Here is an 18,568-nt window from a genome sequence, read left to right as displayed (position 1 = left end):
AACCGCAGCATGGCCCAAAAGCCGCACCGCACCGACGAATTGCAGCACGCCAGCTTCCTGCTGATCCTCGCCGTGGTCAGCCTGATGATGGCGGTGATCGTGTGGCCCTTCGCCACCGCGCTGCTGTGGGCGGCGCTGGCGGCGATCATGTTCCAGCCGCTCTATCGCTGGATGCTGAAGAAGCTGAACGGGCGGCGCAACCCGGCGGCAATCCTGTCGCTGCTGGTGATCTTCTTTGCCGTGCTGGTGCCGGCCCTGTGGCTGGCGACGCTGGTGGTGCAGGAAGCGCTGGTGCTGGTTTCCGCATTGCAGGAACAGCCGATCGATCTCGCCGCCAGTTTCGACCGGATCTACGGGATGCTGCCGCAAACGGCGCAGGAGGCGGTGGACCGTTCCGGATGGGCCAACGTATCGAACGCACAGGCCAAATTGCAGGAATTGCTGGCCGAAAGCGCCGGGATGATTGCCAGTCAGGCGGTGTCGATCGGCAGCGGCGCGCTGGGCTTTATCCTCTCATTCGGCGTCGGGCTTTACGTGATGTTCTTCCTGCTGCGCGACGGCGAGCGGATCGGACGCACCCTGCTCAACACCGTGCCGGTGGAGCGTTCGATCTCCGAACGGCTGGCCGAACGCTTCCTCGGCATCGTGCGAGCCACGATCAAGGGTTCGGGCGTGGTCGGCCTGGTGCAGGGCGGACTGGCGGGGATCAGCTTCGTCATCGTCGGCCTCGAATCCGCATTGCTGTTCGGGGTGCTGACCACGATCTTCGCGCTGGTACCGGTGATCGGCGCGGGCGCGGTCTATGTGCCGGTCGGGCTGTGGCTGCTGGTCACGGGCGCGGTATGGCAGGGCGTGTTCGTGCTGGTGATCGGCTTTGTCGTCATTTCCTCGGCGGACAATGTGCTGCGCCCGATCCTTGTCGGGCGCGACACGGGCATCCCCGACTGGATCATCCTTGTCACCACGCTAGGCGGAATCAGCTTCCTCGGTTTTTCGGGTATCGTGCTGGGGCCGCTGGTGGCCGGGCTGTTCCTTGCCAGCTGGTCGATCCTGCAGGAACACCGCAACGAGGATGAAAAGGCGGGCGAGGAGATTGACCCGATCCTCGTCGATGCCTCGGGCAGGGCACCCGAAGTCGCAACGGACTAGGCAGGCATGCAATCGCTCACTCGCCCCGGTAGTCAGGCCGAACAGGCCGGGCGACTGGTGCTGGCGGGGCTGGTGGTCGTCATGCTGCCCGCGCTGCCTTTCGGCAATTACCTGATCTATCCCTTCGTGATCCTCACCACCTGGTTCCACGAAATGGGCCACGGCCTGACGGCGCTGGCGACAGGCCAGAGCTTTGACCGGCTGATGATCTACGCCAGCGGATCGGGCCTCGCCGAAAGCCGGGTAGCGGTCGACGCATCACGCTTCACCTATGCCGCAATCGCTGCCGGAGGGCCGCTCGCCCCATGCGTGGCAGGGGCCTTGCTGATCCTCGCCAGCGCGCATCGGCGATTGTGGCGGCCCGTGCTGTGGCTGGTCGCTGCGGCGATTGCCGCCACGGTGATTATCTGGGTGCGTTCGCCGGTCGGCTATGCCGTGCTGCCGCTGGTCGCTGCGTGCCTTGCGCTGGTGGCGTGGCGCGCCGGGCCGGGTCTGACGCGTTTCACGCTGCAATTCCTCGGCGTGCTGGCGGCGATGAGCATGCTGCGCGATTTCCACTATCTGTTCACCGAACAGGCAGTGATCGACGGCCGGACGGTGCTGTCCGACACCGGCCAGATCGCCTCGGTGACCGGCCTGCCCCACTGGCTGTGGGCGACGATGATCCTGCTGGTATCGGCTGTGATGGTGGGCGGGGCGCTCAAATATGCGCTGGCTGAAAAACGCCTGCGCCCGCCGACGCGCAAGCCACCCGCCAACGTGCTGCAATTCCGGCGCGACTAGATGCTTGTGCCAGTTCGGCCGGAACGCCGCCGGCGCTAGACTGGCGGGCATGGATATCACCGAAGTCGCCGACCGGCTCGCCATTGCCGAAACCCTCGCGCTTTATTGCCGCGGTATTGATCGCTGCGACGGCGCGCTTCTGGCAGCGGTGTTCACCCCCGACGCGCGGATCGATTACGGCGACGGTGCGAAATCTCCCGAAGAGACCATTCCCGGCCTTGTCGCCGCACTTGGCGCGATGCGGCTGACGCAGCACAATATCTCCAACACCGTTATGCGGTTGTCGGGCGACACGGCGAAGGCCGAAACCAACTGCGTCGCGCTCCACATCATCCCGACCCCCGAAGGCGAGACCGAACTGGTCGTCGGCGGACGCTATCTCGACCGGCTGGAGAAGCGCGAGGGGCGCTGGCGGATTGCCGAGCGGCTCTATGTGATGGACTGGAACCGCACATCGCCTGCGACCATGCAGCTGGCGGGCGGGATGTTCGACGGATTGCAGCGGCGCGGCACACGCGGGACGGACGACCCGTCGGCAGCGTGGTGGGACAGCGACTAGGCGCTCAGGACGAAGCGACCTTCAGCGCGTTCACGCCCGAGGCATCCGCCCCCGCCTCGCCCGACAGACCGATAAACATGGTGTCGACGATCCGCGCCAGCTTCTGCTCGGTCAGCTTGTCGCCGAGGTAGATCAGAGCATCGGGCAGGGTGTAGTTGGAAATCATCTGGTTGATCAGCGACAGCGCCTCGTCGATCGACAGTCCGGCGAAGAAGCCCTCCGCCTGCGCCTCGGCGATCAATTCGCACAGGTAGTGGTCGGCCAGATCGACATAGCTGCGCACCCGCTCGAAATTGGCCGCGCCCATCTCGCACAGGATGGTGAAGTGCTCCGGATCCTCGCGGAAACGCCCCTGCGAAATGATGAAGCGGCGGCGGAAGAATTCGTACATCTTGCGCTGCGGCGGCAAAGTGCTGGCGAGCACTTCCTCCATCACCGCCATGTGCGGGGCAAGCCACGTCTGCGCGACGGCATCGAACAGATCGTCGTAATCGGCAAACAGCGCCTCGAACCGCGCGCGGGTGAGCCCGCTTTCGGCCATGGCGACCGTCCACGGAATCTCCGAACCGCGCTCCTTCACAAGATCGAGCACGTGGCGCGCGACGCGCTCACGCTCGGCTTCCCGTGCCGTTTCGGTCATTGGCATAGCGTGCGCGCCTCCTCGGTTGCGGGGCAACATAGGCCATGCGGACGCAGGCATAAAGGGTCGCTCGTCGATTTTTGTGCGTCGCAGCAAGGGGAAGGCCATGATTTGCCGTCTTTCAAGCCTTGGGAGGCAGCGGGAAAAACGCCGATGTGCGGCGCTTGTAATCGGCGTATTTGCCGCCCTTGGACTTGTCGAGCCCCTTCTCCAGCAGCGCCGCGCCCGACCACTTGGTGAGCGTGAAGCTGAGGAACAATGGCCCGATCACTGTCGCGGCGGCATAGTGCCAACCGGCACCGGCGCAGGCGAGCCAGATGCCCCACCACGCCGCGAAATCGCCGAAATAATTGGGGTGGCGGGTATAGCGCCACAGCCCGGTGTCGAGCACCTTGCCCTCGTTCGCCGGATCAGCCTTGAACCGCGCGAGCTGCCAGTCGCCGACCCATTCGAAGAACACGCCCACGCACCATAGGGCGAAGCCCGCCCATGCCAGCGGCGGGATCGGGGCAGGCGCGCCGCTGGCGAGGATGCCGACCTGCGCGGGGCTCGACACCATGAACAAGAGCACCGCCTGCAACAGCCACACCTTGGTCAGTGCCGCGCTGGCGAAGCGGCCCTCGGCGCGCGCCTTCTTCAGGATCAGGGCATAACGCTTGTCCTCGCCGTGTTTGCGCCAGCGCCGGAACAGATAAATGCCGAGCCGGAAGCCCCAGGCGCAGGTCATCAGCATGATCAGCGTGGCCAGATCGCCCGGCCCGCCGGCGACATGCAGCCAGCTTGCCAGCGCGAGGATACCCATGCCCGCGCCCCAGAAAGCATCGATGAAGCTGACGTCGTTGATGCGGACCGAAATCGCCCACTGGATCAGCACCAGCGCGATCAGAATGGCGGCATTCACCGCCAGCAGTTCAAACATCATTCTTGCCGGCGATAATGTCGCGCGCCTGTTGTTCCAGCACCTTGAAGCGTTCGTAATCGGGCAGCCTGGAGCGGAACCATTCGGCAATTTTCAGCAGGTCTTCGCCGTAATTGCCGGTCGGGATCAGCGGCTCGCCGAAGCTGATGATCATATTTTCGTTGTCCGCACAGGCCGGGACAATTGGCACGCCAGCCGCACGGGCGATGTTGTAAAAGCCCGATTTCCACTTCCCGTCCGAGGACCGCGTGCCTTCGGTGGCAATCACCAGCGCCAATTCGCTGCGCCGCTCGAACTCGGCCTTCATCTGCTCGACGACATTGGCGCGCTTGGACCGGTCCACCGCGATACCGCCCATGTCGAGCATGAAGTTCTTCATGATCCCCTGAAACAGCGTGTGCTTGCCCATGAAGTTGGGCTGCACCTGTTCGTGCCTGGTCGCGCCGGCGAAGAACACGAAGTCCCAGTTCGACGTGTGCGGCGCTCCCGCGATCACGTATTTCTTTAGATTCCGGGGCAGGTGCCCTTCGATCTTCCAGCCCTTCCACTTGTACAGGAACAGGATGATCCGGTTCACGATCCGCGAAAGCAGCGTGACGTTACGGGTTTCGTTGTGACGCAAGTGTGTGATCCCTCTCTCGCTCTTACGTCTGCCCTCAATCGGGTAAGTTACGCAAGGGAAAGCGTGGAGGTTTCAGACAGGAGCCATCACATCCGGAATACGCCGAACGCGGGCCGCTCTGCAATCGGAGCCTCCAGGCACGCCGCGAACGCCAGCCCCAGCACATCGCGGGTCTGTACCGGGTCGACCACGCCGTCGTCCCACAGGCGTGCGGTGGCATAGTAGGGGTTGCCTTCGTCCTCGTATTTCTGGCGGATGGGCTGCTTGAACGCCTCGGCCTCGCGTTCGTCCCACTTGTCGGCGTCGCGGTGGACCGTGGCGAGCACGGAGGCGGCCTGCTCGCCGCCCATCACGCTGATACGCGCATTGGGCCAGGTGAACAGGAAGCGCGGGGAGTAGGCGCGTCCGCACATGCCGTAATTGCCCGCGCCGAAGCTGCCGCCGATCACCACGGTGACCTTGGGCACGGTCGCGGTCGCAACGGCGGTGACCAGCTTCGCCCCGTGCTTGGCGATGCCCTCCGCCTCGTATTTGCCCCCGACCATGAAGCCTGAGATGTTCTGGAGGAACAGCAGCGGAATGCGGCGCTGGCAGGCGAGCTCGATAAAGTGCGCGCCCTTCTGCGCGCTTTCGGAGAACAGCACGCCGTTATTGGCGAGGATCGCGACCGGCATTCCCCAGATGTGGGCAAAGCCGCACACCAGCGTGCTGCCGTAATGCGCTTTGAACTCGTGGAATTCGCTGCCGTCGACCAGCCGCGCGATCACCTCTTTCACATCATAGGGCGCGCGCACATCCTCGGGGATGAGGGCGTAGAGGTCCTCTGCGTCGTATTTCGGCGGGCGCGGGTCTTTCAGCGCCACGTCCTTCGCCGCGCCGGTGTTCGCGCCAAGGTGGCTGACGATATCGCGTACGATGGTCAGCGCGTGCTCGTCGTTCTCGGCCAAGTGATCCACCACGCCGGACTTCTTGGCGTGCAAGTCCCCGCCGCCGAGGTCTTCCGCTGAGATCTCCTCGCCTGTCGCGGCCTTCACCAGCGGCGGGCCGGCGAGGAAGATGGTGCCCTGATTGCGCACGATCACCGTCTCGTCGGACATGGCGGGCACATAGGCCCCGCCCGCAGTGCAGGAGCCCATGACGCAGGCGATCTGCGGAATGCCGAGCGCGGACATATTGGCCTGATTGAAGAAGATCCGCCCGAAGTGGTCGCGGTCGGGGAACACTTCCGCCTGATGCGGCAGATTCGCGCCGCCGCTGTCGACGAGGTAGATGCACGGCAGGCGGTTCTCCTGCGCAATCTCCTGCGCGCGCAGGTGCTTCTTGACCGTCATCGGGTAATAGGTGCCGCCCTTCACCGTGGCATCGTTGCACACGATCATGCACTGGCGGCCCGAGACGCGTCCCACGCCGCAGATGATCGAGGCGCCGTTGACGTCGCCTTCGTACATCCCGTTGGCCGCAAGTTGCCCGATCTCGAGGAAGGGCGAACCCGGATCGAGCAACCGCTCCACCCGCTCGCGGGGGAGCAGCTTGCCGCGCGACACATGCCGCTCACGATGCTTCTCCGGCCCGCCGAGCGCGGCTTCGGCCACCCAGGCACGAAGTTCCTGCGCGAGGGCATGATTATGCGCGAAGCGGGCCTTGGCCTCGGGCGCCTCGCGGTCGAGTTTGGTGGTGAGGGTAGGGGCGGTCATGAAAAGGCTTGTCCTTCGCGCAACTCGATAGCGCCGATGCAGTCGATCCGTCCTCCGGCATCGACGAATTCGGCTGGCGTCATCTCCTGCGATACAGTCGTCTCCGCCGCATCGCACCAGGGGCACCGGTATGTTAGTTCGGACGGTTGGTAGAGCGTGCGGAAGCTCTGGAAGTCCAGGCCGACCGCTGATGGAGCGCGCTGGATCGCTTCTGCAAGCCTTGCCGAGCGCAATTCTTCGTCCTGCTCCACCTCGGCGTCCCTTGTATGAAAGAGAGCGAGGCGCTGACGGTCGCGATCGCCTGCGCTTGCCAGTCCGTCGGTCGCCATGTCGGTGTCGCCACAGAACCGGAAGAGCGGGTGATCCGCCCCGCATTCCGGGCACGACAGCAGTTGGACGGTGCCGCTGACAATCACCCCGCCGCCCCGATCAATTCGCGCCCGATCAGCATCCGGCGGATTTCGTTAGTGCCCGCGCCGATATCCAGCAGCTTGGCATCGCGCATGTAGCGTTCCACCGGCCAGTCAGTGGTGTAGCCCGCACCGCCCAGCGCCTGCACGCTCTCGGCAGCGACCTTGAAGGCATTCTCGCTCGCCAGCAAAATCACGCCGGCCGCGTCGAAGCGCGTCGTCTGGCCCGCGTCGCACGCCTTGGCGACCGCATAGGTATAGGCGCGGGCCGATTGCAGCGCGACATACATGTCGGCGACCTTGGCCTGCATCAGCTGGAAGCTGCCAATCGGCTTTCCGAACTGCTTCCTCTCGCGCAGATAGGGGATCACAGTGTCGAGGCAGGCCTGCATGATCCCGAGCTGCAGTCCGGCCAGCACCACGCGCTCGTAATCCAGCCCGCTCATCAGCACGCCGACGCCGCCATTGACCGGCCCCATGATGCGGTCTTCGGGGATGAAGCAGTCGTTGAACACCAGCTCGGCGGTGGGCGAGCCCTTCATGCCGACCTTGCTGATCTTCTGGCCGATGGCAAACCCCTCGTCGCCCTTCTCGATCAGGAAGGCGGTGATGCCGCGGCTGCCTGCGTGCCCATCGGTCTTGGCATAGACCACCAGCGTATCGGCCTCGGGCGCGTTAGTGATCCAGAACTTGGTGCCGTTGAGCACGTATCCGCCCTGCACCGCGTCGGCCTTCAGCTTCATCGAGACCACGTCCGACCCTGCGCCCGCTTCACTCATGGCGAGGCTGCCGACGTGCTCGCCCGAAATCAGCTTGGGGAGATATTTGGCCTTCTGCTCGTCATTCCCCCAGCGGCGGATCTGGTTGAGGCAGAGGTTGGAGTGTGCGCCGTAGCTTAAGCCCACGCTGGCGCTTGCCCGCGAGACTTCCTCGACCGCGATCACGTGCTCCAGATAGCCGAGCCCCAGCCCGCCCCATTCTTCCTCGACCGTGATGCCGTGGAGGCCAAGCGAGCCCATCGGTTCCCACAGCTCGCGCGGGAAGCGGTCTTCGCGATCGGTCCGGTCGGCAAGCGGCGCGATCTGCTCATCGGCGAAGCGCGCAGTGCTTTCACGGATCATCTCGGCGGCCTCGCCAAGCTGGAAGTCGAAATCGGGGGTGGCGCGCATTTTATGTCCTGCGAGTGAAATGATGTTCTGCGCATCCGCATAGCAAGCCGCTGCGCAAAGGCCAATTGGCGAAGCTGGCCCTCGACGTGTTTCGCGGTTACGACCCTCCGCCATGAACGCTCCGCAACCCCTGCTCGTGTTCGAACACGCAGCCCGCGCCTATGGCGACGTGCAGGCAGTGGCGGGCGTGAGTTGCAGCATCGCCGCAGGTAGCTTCGTCGCGCTGGTGGGAGCGTCAGGTTCGGGCAAATCCACGCTGCTCAAGATGGTCAACACCCTTGTCGAACCGACCGGCGGGCGCGTGCTGTTCGGGGGCGAGGATGTGAGCATGCTGCCGCCTGCCCGCCTGCGCCGCCGGGTGGGCTATGTGTTTCAGGGCATCGGCCTGTTCCCGCATATGAGCGTTGCCGAAAACATCGCCATCGGCCCGCGCCTGACAGGCGAGACACTTGCGCCCGAGCGCATCGCCGAATTGCTCGAACTGGTCGAACTCGATCCCGGTTTCGCCGGCCGCATGCCCGACGAGCTTTCGGGCGGACAGCGCCAGCGGGTCGGCGTGGCGCGCGCGCTGGCAGGCGAGCCCGAACTGCTGCTGATGGACGAACCCTTCGGCGCGCTCGATCCGCTGACCCGCGACGCGCTAGGCACCAAGGTGCGCGAGTTGCATGAACGACTCGGGCTGACGACCGTGATGGTGACGCACGACATGGCCGAGGCGTTGCTGCTGGCCGACCGGGTGCTGGTGATGGACGCAGGGCAACTGGTCGCCGACGAAACCCCGCGCGCGCTGCTGGCGGGGGCGGGTGGCGAGATCGCGCAGGGCCTTGTCGCCGTACCGCGCCAGCAGGCCGAACGGCTCGCCGCAATGGAAAGTCCGGCCTGATGGGCGATATCTGGGACATCCTCCCCGGCCTCGGCGACAAGCTGGCCGCGCACGTGGTTCTGTCGGCCAGCGCGATCGGCCTTGCGATGCTGATCGCGCTGCCGTTGGCGGTGTGGGCCAGCCGATCGCCGATGGTTTCGCGCATCGCGCTGAGCCTCGCCAGCCTTGTCCAGACCATCCCCGCGCTTGCCTTGCTGGCATTGTTTTTCCCGCTGTTGCTAAGCTTGCGCACGGTGTTCGGCGAGGGGCTGCCGACATTGGGCTTTCTCCCCGCGCTAATGGCGCTGACGCTCTATGCGTTGCTGCCGATCCTGCGGAACGCGGTAACCGCGCAGGCCAATCTCGACCCGGGCGTTCTGGAGGCCGCAGACGGGGTGGGGATGACCAAGTGGCAGAAGCTGACGCTGGTCGAAGCGCCACTATCTGCCCCCTTCATCATGGCCGGGATCCGCACGGCAGCTGTTTGGACCATCGGGCTGGCGACGCTGGGAACGACGATCGGCCAGCCGAGCCTTGGCGACCCGATCTTTGCCGGGCTGCAAACGCAGAACTGGGCACTGGTGCTGGCCGGATGCCTTGCCAGCGCTGCGCTGGCGCTGGCGGCAGACAATCTGCTGTGGGTGATCGAAGTCGGTCTCGCCCGCCGATCGCGGCTTCAGACCTTTGGCGGGATGGCGGTGGTCGCTCTGGGCATCCTAGTCGCGCTGTGGGCGCAGAATGCCGGAAGCGAGGAGCGCCGCATCGTCATCGCCTCCAAGCAGTTTTCCGAACAATACATCCTTGCCCAGCTGATCGGATCGCAGCTGGAGGCCGCGGGCTTTGCCGTCGAATATCGCGACGGGTTGGGCAGCGCGGTGGTGCATTCGGCGGTTGCATCGTCGAGCATCGATATTTCGGTCGATTACACCGGCACGATCTGGACCAATTACCTGAACCGCTCCGACAATCCGGGGCGCGAGGCGATGTATGAAACCATCCGCGACTGGGAAGCACGCGAGAACGGTGTCAAGGTGCTGGGCCGGCTGGGGTTCGAAAACGCCTATGCCTTCGCCATGCGCGGCGACCGGGCGGCGGAGCTGGGGGTTGCCTCGCTCAATGATCTGGTCGCGGTGGCCCCGCAGCTGACGGTCGGCGGCGATCCGGAGTTCTTCGAGCGGCCCGAATGGATCGCGGTGCGCGATGTCTATGGCCTGCGGTTTGCGGGCACGCGCAATTTCGCGCCGACCTTCATGTACAACGCGCTTTCCTCGGGCGAGGCGGACGTGATCAGCGCCTATACCTCCGACGGGCGGATCGCGGCGGACCGGCTGGTGGTGCTAGAAGACCCCAAAGGCGCGCTGCCGAGCTATGACGCGATGCTGATGCTCTCGCCCCGGATTGCCGGGGACGCAGACGTGATCGCCGCGCTCCAGCCGCTGGTAGGCGCGATCAGCGTCGAGGCAATGCGCGAGGCGAACCTTGCCGTCGACCGCGAGGACGACAGAAAGATGACGCCCAAGGCGGCGGCGGCGGAATTGGCAAGGAAAGCCGGGCTGTAGGGGTCTTTAGGACTCGCGCAAATCAGGGCGCCCGCTTCCACAGCTGAGTCTGGCAGAACGGGCCGATGCAGCCTTTGACCTCCAGCACATTGCCCCCCTTGCGGCGGATGATCGATCGGTAGCTCTTACCGCTCTTGGGATCGTAAATCCGGCCACGCCACAGATCGCCATCGCTGACGAAGCTCGTCAGGATCGGCATGCCGAGCAGCTTGCGGGTGCGCAGTTTCGGATCCGGATTGTTGACATTGCGCTGGTCGAGGCCCTGCGGCGGGGCGACCAGAAAGCGATCGATCGTCCCGCACATCGCCCCCTTGCTGCCGGACCCGCCGCACGGCGCGACGGCCACCACCGCGTCTTTTTCAGCGGTGACCCAGCGTCCCGCCACCGGTTCGGCGGCCTGTGCGGCAGCGCCGACCAGCGAGACGGCGGCCAGCAACGGTGCGCAAAACAGGGCAAGGCGCGACATCATCGGATGATTCTCCGGCTGCGGATAGCTCATGATACGCGCAAAACGCGCAGCCGGTTACCGCTTAGAGCACTTTCCGAAGTGCTCTAATCAAAGCCGACCCCGAAGGGCCAGCGCCGCCCGCAAATGCCCAGAACCTTGAACAGCGTTCCCATCTGGTGGTCTTGCACCAACCGGTCGCGCTGGCGCTGGAGCTTGTCCTTCTCGCCCGGGTTGCGCCGCTGGAGCGCCTCCAGCCGGGTGTCGATCCCCATCTGGCGCAGCCATTCACCCTGACCTTGCAGCCCCATCACGTCGGCGCCGTGCTGCGTCGCGACGTGACCCAGCAGCTCGAAATCGACGTGTGCGGTGATGTCGGCCTCGCCAGGATGGTCGAAAACGTCGACCTTCTTGTGCGCTTTGAGAGCCTGCAGGGTTGTGCCCGAAGCAAGTTCGCGGTGTCCGTAATCGATGATCAGCGCCGCGCCGCCCTGTTCCTTCAGCCGCCGGGCGATCTCGCCCATCACCGCCACGGCGGCGGGGCTGGTTTCGATCGTCGCACCCTGCGATGCCCTCAGCCAGCTGGGCGGCACAAGATGATCCATCCGTTCCTTGCCCGCGACATAGGTGAATTTGTCGCCGTCCAGCCCGACCATGCGTTCGAACCAGCCATCGGCCGATCGCATCAGCTGGTGGATCGGCAGCGCGTCGAAGAATTCGTTGGCGACGATCAGCAAGGGGGCATCATCGGGCAGGGTCGACAGGTCGTGGTGATGGTGGCAGCCGGGGAAGGTCTCACGCTGGATTGCGCGCAGCGTCGGCGAAGTTTCGACGAAATGCACCTCCGGCGCGAAGTCGTAGCGCGCCGCCGTCGCCAGCGCATCGCGTGACAGGGTGCCGCGACCGGGGCCAAGTTCGACAAAGTGGATGCGCTTGCGACTGCCCATCCGCACCCACAGATCGGCGAACCACAGCCCGATCAGTTCGCCGAACATCTGGCTGATTTCGGGCGCGGTGATGAAATCGCCCTGATCGCCCAGCGGATCGCGGCTGGCATAATAGCGCGCGTTGCTTTCGGCGATATAGTGGGCAAGGCTGATCGGGCCGGTCTGCTTGATGAGGCGGCGGAAGGTCTTGCCCAGATCGATCTTGGCGCGCGCGGCGGCCTCGGCATCGAGCCGCGCCTGTTCCTCGGCCTTGGCGCGCTCTGCCGCTTCGGCTTCGGCCTTCGCCTTTTCCTCCGCCTCGCGGCGGGCCTTTTCCTCGGCTTCTACCTTGGCCTTTGCGGCGGCTTCGGCCTCCTTGCGGGCCTTTTCCTCGGCCTCAGCTTTTGCGCGGGCTTCGGCTTCGGCCTTGGCTTTCTTCTCTGCTTCGGCTTTCGCCTTGGCTTCGGCGGCGGCACGGGCCTTGGCTTCGGCTTCGGCCTTCTTGCGGGCTTCCGCCTCTGCCTTGGCGCGGGCCTTGGCCTCCGCCTCTGCCTTGGCTTTCGCTTCCGCCTCGCGCCGGGCCTTTTCCTCGGCTTCTGCCTTTTCCTTGGCTTCCTTGCGGGCCTTGGCTTCGGCCTCTGCCTTCGCCTTGGCCTCTGCGGTGAGACGTGCGCGTTCGGCCGCTTCGGCCTCGCGGCGGGCACGGGCCTCGGCTGCGGCTTTGGCGCGGGCTTCGGCTTCTGCAGCGGCACGCGCTTCGGCCTCTGCTTTCGCGCGGGCGCGTTCTTCGCGCATCAGGCGGGCACGTTCATCCGCCTCGGCCTTGGCACGGGCGAGGGCTTCAGCCTTGGCTTTCGCTTCTGCTTCGGCCTTCGCCCTGGCTTCAGCTTTGGCGCGCTCGCGGGCTTCGGCTTCCTGGCGGGCTTTTTCCTCGGCTTCCGCCTTGGCGCGGGCAGCCGTTTCGGCGCGTTCGCGCGCCTCTGCTTCGGCTTTTGCCTTGGCTTCGGCAGCAGCCTTTTCACGCGCCGCACGCTCGGCGGCGGCCTGCGCTTCGGCCTCGGCCTTTGCCTTGGCCGCAGCCTCGGCTTTGGCGCGCGCCTGCGCTTGCCTGTCGTCCTCGGGATCGATCAGCCGCAGCCCGCCGCGCCAGACGCGGCTGCCGCCGGCGTTCAGGCCGGGCTCCTTGTCCCCGAGGCCAGCGGCTTCTTCCGCAGCGCGAAGAGCACGACAATCAATCCAGTCAAGATCAGCGGTATGGTTAGCCATTGCCCCATCGATAGTCCGGTTCGCGCCGCGAAGTCAGCCAACTGTGCGTCGGGCTGACGGAAAAATTCGTTAACGAAGCGCGCAATTCCCATGCCCAGCGTGAATACCCCGGCCAGCAGTCCGGGGCGATAGCGTGCGCGGGTCTTCCAGAACAGCAGCATCATCACGATCAGCAGCGCCAGCCCTTCGAGCCCGGCCTGATAGAGCTGGCTGGGGTGGCGCGGCAGATCGCCCGCGCCGGGGAACACCATCGCCCATTGCACATCGGTGACGCGCCCCCACAGCTCGCCATTGACGAAATTGGCCAGCCGCCCGAGCAGCATACCCATCGGCACGCCGACGCTGACATAATCAACCACGCGGATGAAGTTCAGCCGGTCGCGCCACGACACATAGGCCATCGCCAGCGTCACCCCGGCAAGCCCGCCGTGGAAGCTCATCCCCCCGTCCCACAGCCGCAGCAGCTTCCACGAGATGAACCCGTCACCCGAAAAATCGGTGAAGGCGGACGGGATGCCGGTCTCGCCCCCGGTGTAGAACAGCGCATAGCCCAGCCGCCCGCCGAGAATCACGCCGAGCGTGCAGTAGAAGAACAGATCGTCAGCGTGGCGCTGGGCCATCGGCGCGCCGGGCGCCTTGAGCATTTTCGAGGTGTGCCACCAGGCGAAAAACACCCCGATCAGGTAGGCGAGCGAATAATATCTGAGCGTAAAGAACCCCAGATCGATACCGGGACGCAGGCCGAGATCCGACCAGTAGACCGGATCGGCAGCGCCGCTTGCGGCAAGTAGTGACAGCACGGAGCGAACCCCTTATTGACAATGATATGCCGTATCGGCGGGCCTGGACGGGCCGTTTTGCGACTGGGCTTCTGGCACAGCGCGAAACGCAGGGGAAGGGGCGCAGGACTGCCGGCAGGAAATGGGATCGGAAGACCGGCACAGGCGCAGCGCGCGCCGGTCCTCCAGTATAAAAGAGAGGAAAGGACACCGCATGCCCACCCAGCTGGACAATGCGCTTGAAGCGATCATCACCGCCCTGACTGCCGAAGGTCAGCCCTTCGCCACCGTGCCTTTCGTGCGCGACGGGGTGGAAATGCCCGCTTTCGCCGGGGCCCCGCCGAGCCTTGCGCATTATTTCGCGCATTTCTGCAACGAGCATCGCGACGTACCCTTCCTTGTCGACGGCGATGTGCGGCTGACCTTTTCCGAAGCCTACAGCGCCGCGACCTGCGTTGCGGAAAGCCTGGTGCATGATCACGGCGTGGAAAAAGGCGATCGTATCGCGATCGCCGCGCGCAATTCGGCCAACTGGATGATCGCCTATATGGGCATTCTGATGGCGGGCGGCTGCGCCACGCTGCTCAATGGTTTTTCCAGCGGAGAGGAACTGGCCTACGGGATCGATCTGGCCGAAGCGAAGCTGGTGCTGGCCGATGCGGGGCGCGCAGCGCGGCTTGAAGGCCACGATCACGGCGGCAAGGTGGTGCTGTTCGATCACGGCAACGCCCCTTCGGAAGGCCTCGCCAATGTCTGGCGCGTGCCGCAGGGCACCAGCGCGGCGATGACGATGCTCGGGCAGATCGGGCCGGACGATATCGCCACCATCCTCTACACCTCGGGTTCCACCGGCAAGTCCAAGGGCGCGTGGTCGGATCACCGCGGCGTCGTGAACGGCGTGATGAACTATGTCGCCCAGAGCGCGATGGCCAAGGTCCATGTCGAAAGCCAGGAAGGCCCGATGACGGATCAGCCCTGCGCGCTGGTTGCCGTGCCGCTGTTCCACGTGACGGGCGAGGTGCCGCTGTTCCTCCAGAGCTTCGCGATCGCGCGCAAGCTGGTGCTGATGCCCAAGTGGGACGCAGGCCTCGCAATTCGGCTGATGGCGGAAGAAAAGGTCACTTATTTCGTCGGCGTGCCGCTGATGAGCTACGAAATCGCCAACCACCCTGACCGCGCCAAGTACGACCTGTCGAAGTGCAAGAGCTTCGCCGCGGGCGGCGCACCGCGTCCGGTGGAGCATGTCACTCGCATCAAGGAAGCCTTCCCCGGCGGGTTCCCGCTGCTGGGTTACGGCCTCACGGAAACCAACGCGGTGGGCTGCGGCAATTTCAACGAAAACTACCTCGCCAAGCCGGGTTCGACCGGCCGCCCGTCGAAGCCGATGGTCGATATGGCGATTCTCGACGATGCCGGAAACCCGCTGCCGCAAGGTCAGGTGGGCGAGGTCTGCATCCGCTCCGTCGCCAATTTCCGCGGCTACTGGAAGAACCCCGAAGCCACAAAGGCCGCCTTCACCGACAACGGCTATTTCCGCACCGGCGATCTCGGCTATCTCGACGAGGACGACTACCTGTTCATCGTCGATCGCAAGAAGGACATCATCATCCGCGGCGGCGAGAATATCTCGTGCATCGAAGTGGAAGACGCGATCTACGCGCATGACGATGTGGGCGAATGTTCGGTGTTCGGCCTGACCGACGAACGCTTCGGCGAAGTGCCGGCGGCGGTCTATCGCATGAAGGAAGGTCGCGAGCCGATCACTCCGGGCGAGCTGCGCGCATTCCTGCTGGAACGGATCGCGCCGTTCAAGGTGCCGCTCGAACACCAGATCTGGATCACCGAGGAGGCCCTGCCGCGGCTCGGCACCCAGAAGATCGACAAGCGCACCGTCAAGGCGCGTTACGCCAGCGAGAACATCGCCGCGTGAGCCCGCGCCGCGTCCCCGGCCAGCGCGCGATAATCGACCGCCGCGCGCTGGCCGACGAGGTCGCCGGCCTGCACGAGGCGCAGGGAACGAAGGCGCGCGCCGCAATCGTCAAGGCGCTGCGTGCCGCGCTTGACGCCGGGCGCGCAGAGCTGGAACGGCGGCTGGCCGAAGCGCCTTCCGCCGGGCACGAGGTGACGGGCGGCTATTCCTTCCTCACCGACCAGCTGCTGCGGGTGATCCATGATCACGTCACCACGCACCTCTATCCCGTCCCCAACCGCACCCAGGCCGAACGCCTCGCGATCCTTGCGGTCGGCGGTTACGGGCGGGCGGAGATGGCGCCGCATTCGGATATCGACATCGCCTTCATCACCCCGATGAAACGTTCGCCGTGGTGCGAACAGGTGATCGAGGCGATGCTCTATCTGCTGTGGGATCTCGGCCTCAAGGTCGGCCATTCGAGCCGCACCGTGGCCGATACCATGCGGCAGGCACGTGAAGACCTGACGATCCGCACAGCGCTGCTCGAAGGGCGGCTGGTGTGGGGCGATCAGGAGCTTTACGAGGAATTGCGCCAGCGGTTCTGGAACGAGGTCGCCAAGGGCAGCGAACGCCAGTTCCTGACCCAGAAGCTCGCCGAACGCGACGCGCGGCACAAACGGATGGGCGACAGCCGCTATGTCGTGGAACCCAATATCAAGGACGGCAAGGGGGGGCTGCGCGACCTGCAGACGCTCTACTGGATCGGCAAATATGTCCACCGCGTGCAGAACGCCGCGGAACTGGTCGATGTCGGGCTGCTGACGGCCAGCGAATATCGCAGCTTCCGCCGCGCTGAAGGCTTCCTGCTGGCGGTGCGCTGCCACATGCACATCATTACCGACCGCGCCGAGGACCGGCTGACCTTCGACCTGCAACGGCAGGTGGCCGAGCGAATGAATTTCGCCGACCGCCCGGGCAAAAGCGCGGTCGAACGCTTCATGCAGTTCTATTTCCTGCAGGCCAAACGCGTCGGCAGCCTGACCGGCGTGTTCCTTGCCCACCTGGATCAGGAATTCGCCAAGAAACGCACCCGCAGCGGGTTCTTCGCCGGATTCACCCAGCGTCCGCGCGTGTTCAAGGGCTATGTGGTCGAGGGCGGGCGGCTGCGCGCGCCGGGCGACGACTGGTTCCGCGCCGATCCGGTGCGGCTGATCGAGGTGTTCCAGCTGGCCGAGGCCGAAGGGCTGGAGGTCCACCCAGAAACCATGCGTCTCGCCGATCGCGACGCCCGTCTGATCGACGGGCGGGTGCGCCGCGACAAACGCGCCAATACCCTGTTCCTCGACCTGCTGGCGGGTCGCAAGGACCCCGAAACCGCGCTGCGCTGGATGAACGAGGCGGGAGTGTTCGGCCGGTTCGTTCCCGACTTCGGACGGGTCAACGCCCAGATGCAGTTCGACATGTATCACCACTATACGGTCGACGAGCACACCATCCGCGCGATCGGGCTGCTGTCGCAGATCGAGCGCGGCCTGCTGACCGCCGATCACCCGCGCGCCACCCGCGAATTGCCCAAGGTCGCCTCGCGCCGCGCGATTTATGTCGCGGTGCTGCTGCATGACATCGCCAAGGGGCGCGGGGGCGATCATTCGGTGCTGGGTGCGGAGGTGGCGCATCGGCTGTGCCCGCGTTTCGGGCTGGACGAGAAGGAGACTGACCTTGTCGCCTGGCTGGTGCTGCATCACCTGTTGATGAGCCGCACCGCACAGAAACGCGATCTGACCGACCCCAAGACGATCGAGGATTTCGTGGGTGAGGTGCAGAGCCTTGAACGCCTGCGCAACCTCGCGATCCTGACCGCGGTCGATATCCGCGCCGTCGGCCCGGGCACCTGGAACAGCTGGAAAGCGCAGCTTTTGGGCGAGTTGTTCGACGCCGCGCAGGAACGGCTGCGGCTGGGCCACAAAGGCCACGGGCGCGCGCAGCGGGTGGCAGCGAAGAAGGACGCGGTTGCCCGGCTGCTGGGCGATAATGATCATCTGGTGGACAGCACCGGCGCGCTGCTGGCCGATGCCTACTGGATTGCCGAGCCGGAAGACATCATCGCCAGCAATCTGCTGCAATACGAAGCCGCACGCGCGGCCGAAGATCAGCTGTCGATCCATTGCGAACCCGACGAGACCCGCGGCGCGACCCGCGTCAACGTCATCGCCGCCGACCATCCGGGCCTGTTCTACCGCATGGCAGGCGGCATCCATCTGGCCGGCGGCAACATCATCGACGCGCGCATCCACACCGCCAAAAGCGGCTATGCCTTCGACAATTTCCTGGTGCAGGACCAGCACGGCCAGCCGATGGGAGAGGACGCACAGATCGCGCGCATCAAGAAGGGCATCCGCGACGCGCTGCTGGCCAAGGTCGAACTGGTGCCCAAACTCGCCGCGCGACCGCTTGCCCATTCGCGCGCCAAGGCGTTCGACGTCGCCCCGCGGGTCGGGTTCGACAATGATGCGTCCAACCATTTCACCGTGGTGGAAGTGACCGCGCGCGACCGTCCGGCGCTGCTCAACCGGCTTGCCCATGCGCTCTACAAGGCCAACCTGATCGTCCATTCGGCGCATATCACCGCCTATGGCGAGGCCGCGGCGGATACCTTCTACGTCACCGATCTGACAGGCGCCAAGGTCAAGGCGCCCGAACGGATGGCCGAAATCGAGGCAGCGCTGCTCGAAGCCGCCAGCGATCGCCGCCAGCAGCAGCTCGAACAAGCCTGATCGGGCGCCATTGGCGCTCTGTCGAGAGGAGCGCCGAGATAGGTTGCATTCTCGTGACTCTTCGGTATTTGGGCGAGCCTCAACTCAGGGAGAGTTATAA

16 protein-coding genes are annotated in these 18,568 nt (G+C 65.2%); 7 read left to right on the top strand and 9 right to left on the bottom strand.

Annotation, left to right across the window (positions count from 1 at the left end):
- Nucleotides 1-9: 9 nt before the first annotated feature.
- From OIK40_RS12765 to OIK40_RS12755, 3 genes are read left to right on the top strand one after another with little or no spacing between them, the layout of a single operon-like run.
- On the top strand, nucleotides 10-1,149 hold the full coding sequence (locus OIK40_RS12765) for an AI-2E family transporter (protein WP_273678729.1): 1,140 nt from the start codon (nucleotides 10-12) through the stop codon (nucleotides 1,147-1,149).
- Between the two features lie 6 nt (nucleotides 1,150-1,155).
- Nucleotides 1,156-1,932, top strand: coding sequence for a M50 family metallopeptidase (locus tag OIK40_RS12760; protein ID WP_273678728.1), 777 nt, complete (start codon nucleotides 1,156-1,158; stop codon nucleotides 1,930-1,932).
- A 49-nt stretch (nucleotides 1,933-1,981) separates the two neighbouring features.
- A complete protein-coding gene (locus OIK40_RS12755) occupies nucleotides 1,982-2,491 on the top strand; it encodes a nuclear transport factor 2 family protein (RefSeq protein WP_273678727.1) in 510 nt (169 codons plus the stop codon).
- A 4-nt stretch (nucleotides 2,492-2,495) separates the two neighbouring features.
- Here the strand turns inward: OIK40_RS12755 and OIK40_RS12750 are convergent, their stop codons facing one another.
- From OIK40_RS12750 to OIK40_RS12725, 6 genes are all read right to left on the bottom strand, one after another.
- Complete coding sequence (locus OIK40_RS12750) at nucleotides 2,496-3,137, bottom strand: hypothetical protein (RefSeq protein WP_273678726.1); 642 nt, start codon at nucleotides 3,135-3,137, stop codon at nucleotides 2,496-2,498.
- A gap of 115 nt (nucleotides 3,138-3,252) precedes the next feature.
- Nucleotides 3,253-4,053 carry a DUF1295 domain-containing protein gene (locus OIK40_RS12745; protein WP_309557574.1) on the bottom strand — a complete coding sequence of 267 codons (801 nt, stop codon included), beginning with the start codon at nucleotides 4,051-4,053 and terminating at the stop codon, nucleotides 3,253-3,255.
- Nucleotides 4,043-4,672 (bottom strand): lysophospholipid acyltransferase family protein, encoded by a 630-nt coding sequence (locus tag OIK40_RS12740; RefSeq protein WP_273678725.1) that lies wholly within the window; start codon nucleotides 4,670-4,672, stop codon nucleotides 4,043-4,045. The genes OIK40_RS12745 and OIK40_RS12740 overlap by 11 nt, the downstream gene beginning before the upstream one ends.
- A gap of 86 nt (nucleotides 4,673-4,758) precedes the next feature.
- Nucleotides 4,759-6,366, bottom strand: a complete 1,608-nt coding sequence (locus tag OIK40_RS12735) for a carboxyl transferase domain-containing protein (RefSeq protein ID WP_273678724.1) — start codon at nucleotides 6,364-6,366, stop codon at nucleotides 4,759-4,761.
- A complete protein-coding gene (locus OIK40_RS12730; RefSeq protein ID WP_273678723.1) occupies nucleotides 6,363-6,782 on the bottom strand; it encodes a hypothetical protein in 420 nt (139 codons plus the stop codon). Before OIK40_RS12730 ends, OIK40_RS12735 begins: the two co-directional genes overlap by 4 nt.
- Nucleotides 6,779-7,945 (bottom strand): isovaleryl-CoA dehydrogenase, encoded by a 1,167-nt coding sequence (locus OIK40_RS12725; protein ID WP_273678722.1) that lies wholly within the window; start codon nucleotides 7,943-7,945, stop codon nucleotides 6,779-6,781. Before OIK40_RS12725 ends, OIK40_RS12730 begins: the two co-directional genes overlap by 4 nt.
- A gap of 112 nt (nucleotides 7,946-8,057) precedes the next feature.
- Here OIK40_RS12725 and OIK40_RS12720 point away from each other — a divergent pair, with 112 nt between their 5' ends.
- Together OIK40_RS12720 and OIK40_RS12715 are read left to right on the top strand one after the other, a co-directional pair.
- Nucleotides 8,058-8,828, top strand: a complete 771-nt coding sequence (locus tag OIK40_RS12720; protein ID WP_273678721.1) for an ATP-binding cassette domain-containing protein — start codon at nucleotides 8,058-8,060, stop codon at nucleotides 8,826-8,828.
- Nucleotides 8,828-10,366, top strand: a complete 1,539-nt coding sequence (locus tag OIK40_RS12715; protein WP_273678720.1) for an ABC transporter permease/substrate-binding protein — start codon at nucleotides 8,828-8,830, stop codon at nucleotides 10,364-10,366. The genes OIK40_RS12720 and OIK40_RS12715 overlap by 1 nt, the downstream gene beginning before the upstream one ends.
- Nucleotides 10,367-10,388: 22 nt before the next feature.
- On the opposite strand, the gene OIK40_RS12710 is transcribed toward OIK40_RS12715, so the two are convergent.
- From OIK40_RS12710 to lgt, 3 genes are read right to left on the bottom strand one after another with little or no spacing between them, the layout of a single operon-like run.
- Complete coding sequence (locus tag OIK40_RS12710; RefSeq protein ID WP_273678719.1) at nucleotides 10,389-10,865, bottom strand: DUF2147 domain-containing protein; 477 nt, start codon at nucleotides 10,863-10,865, stop codon at nucleotides 10,389-10,391.
- A gap of 53 nt (nucleotides 10,866-10,918) precedes the next feature.
- On the bottom strand, nucleotides 10,919-13,003 hold the full coding sequence (locus OIK40_RS15060) for a class I SAM-dependent methyltransferase (RefSeq protein ID WP_309557572.1): 2,085 nt from the start codon (nucleotides 13,001-13,003) through the stop codon (nucleotides 10,919-10,921).
- Complete coding sequence (gene lgt, locus OIK40_RS12700) at nucleotides 12,907-13,803, bottom strand: prolipoprotein diacylglyceryl transferase (protein ID WP_273678718.1); 897 nt, start codon at nucleotides 13,801-13,803, stop codon at nucleotides 12,907-12,909. Before lgt ends, OIK40_RS15060 begins: the two co-directional genes overlap by 97 nt.
- A gap of 193 nt (nucleotides 13,804-13,996) precedes the next feature.
- On the opposite strand from lgt, the gene OIK40_RS12695 reads away from it, so the two are divergent.
- Nucleotides 13,997-15,712 (top strand): class I adenylate-forming enzyme family protein, encoded by a 1,716-nt coding sequence (locus tag OIK40_RS12695; protein ID WP_273678717.1) that lies wholly within the window; start codon nucleotides 13,997-13,999, stop codon nucleotides 15,710-15,712.
- A complete protein-coding gene (locus OIK40_RS12690) occupies nucleotides 15,709-18,468 on the top strand; it encodes a [protein-PII] uridylyltransferase (protein WP_273678716.1) in 2,760 nt (919 codons plus the stop codon). The genes OIK40_RS12695 and OIK40_RS12690 overlap by 4 nt, the downstream gene beginning before the upstream one ends.
- Nucleotides 18,469-18,568 lie beyond the last annotated feature (100 nt).

The sequence above is a fragment of the Erythrobacter fulvus genome (assembly GCF_028595285.1).
Taxonomy (GTDB): domain Bacteria; phylum Pseudomonadota; class Alphaproteobacteria; order Sphingomonadales; family Sphingomonadaceae; genus Erythrobacter; species Erythrobacter fulvus.
This window is presented reverse-complemented; position numbering and strand designations above follow the sequence as displayed.

What these genes read in the sequence shown, in the direction of transcription:
- OIK40_RS12765 (WP_273678729.1), top strand. Translation starts at nt 10, where the DNA reads ATGGCCCAAAAGCCGCACCGCACCGACGAATTGCAGCACGCCAGCTTC.
- OIK40_RS12760 (WP_273678728.1), top strand. Translation starts at nt 1,156, where the DNA reads ATGCAATCGCTCACTCGCCCCGGTAGTCAGGCCGAACAGGCCGGGCGA.
- OIK40_RS12755 (WP_273678727.1), top strand. Translation starts at nt 1,982, where the DNA reads ATGGATATCACCGAAGTCGCCGACCGGCTCGCCATTGCCGAAACCCTC.
- OIK40_RS12750 (WP_273678726.1), bottom strand. Translation starts at nt 3,137, where the DNA reads ATGCCAATGACCGAAACGGCACGGGAAGCCGAGCGTGAGCGCGTCGCG.
- OIK40_RS12745 (WP_309557574.1), bottom strand. Translation starts at nt 4,053, where the DNA reads ATGATGTTTGAACTGCTGGCGGTGAATGCCGCCATTCTGATCGCGCTG.
- OIK40_RS12735 (WP_273678724.1), bottom strand. Translation starts at nt 6,366, where the DNA reads ATGACCGCCCCTACCCTCACCACCAAACTCGACCGCGAGGCGCCCGAG.
- OIK40_RS12725 (WP_273678722.1), bottom strand. Translation starts at nt 7,945, where the DNA reads ATGCGCGCCACCCCCGATTTCGACTTCCAGCTTGGCGAGGCCGCCGAG.
- OIK40_RS12720 (WP_273678721.1), top strand. Translation starts at nt 8,058, where the DNA reads ATGAACGCTCCGCAACCCCTGCTCGTGTTCGAACACGCAGCCCGCGCC.
- OIK40_RS12715 (WP_273678720.1), top strand. Translation starts at nt 8,828, where the DNA reads ATGGGCGATATCTGGGACATCCTCCCCGGCCTCGGCGACAAGCTGGCC.
- OIK40_RS12710 (WP_273678719.1), bottom strand. Translation starts at nt 10,865, where the DNA reads ATGAGCTATCCGCAGCCGGAGAATCATCCGATGATGTCGCGCCTTGCC.
- OIK40_RS15060 (WP_309557572.1), bottom strand. Translation starts at nt 13,003, where the DNA reads ATGGCTAACCATACCGCTGATCTTGACTGGATTGATTGTCGTGCTCTT.
- OIK40_RS12695 (WP_273678717.1), top strand. Translation starts at nt 13,997, where the DNA reads ATGCCCACCCAGCTGGACAATGCGCTTGAAGCGATCATCACCGCCCTG.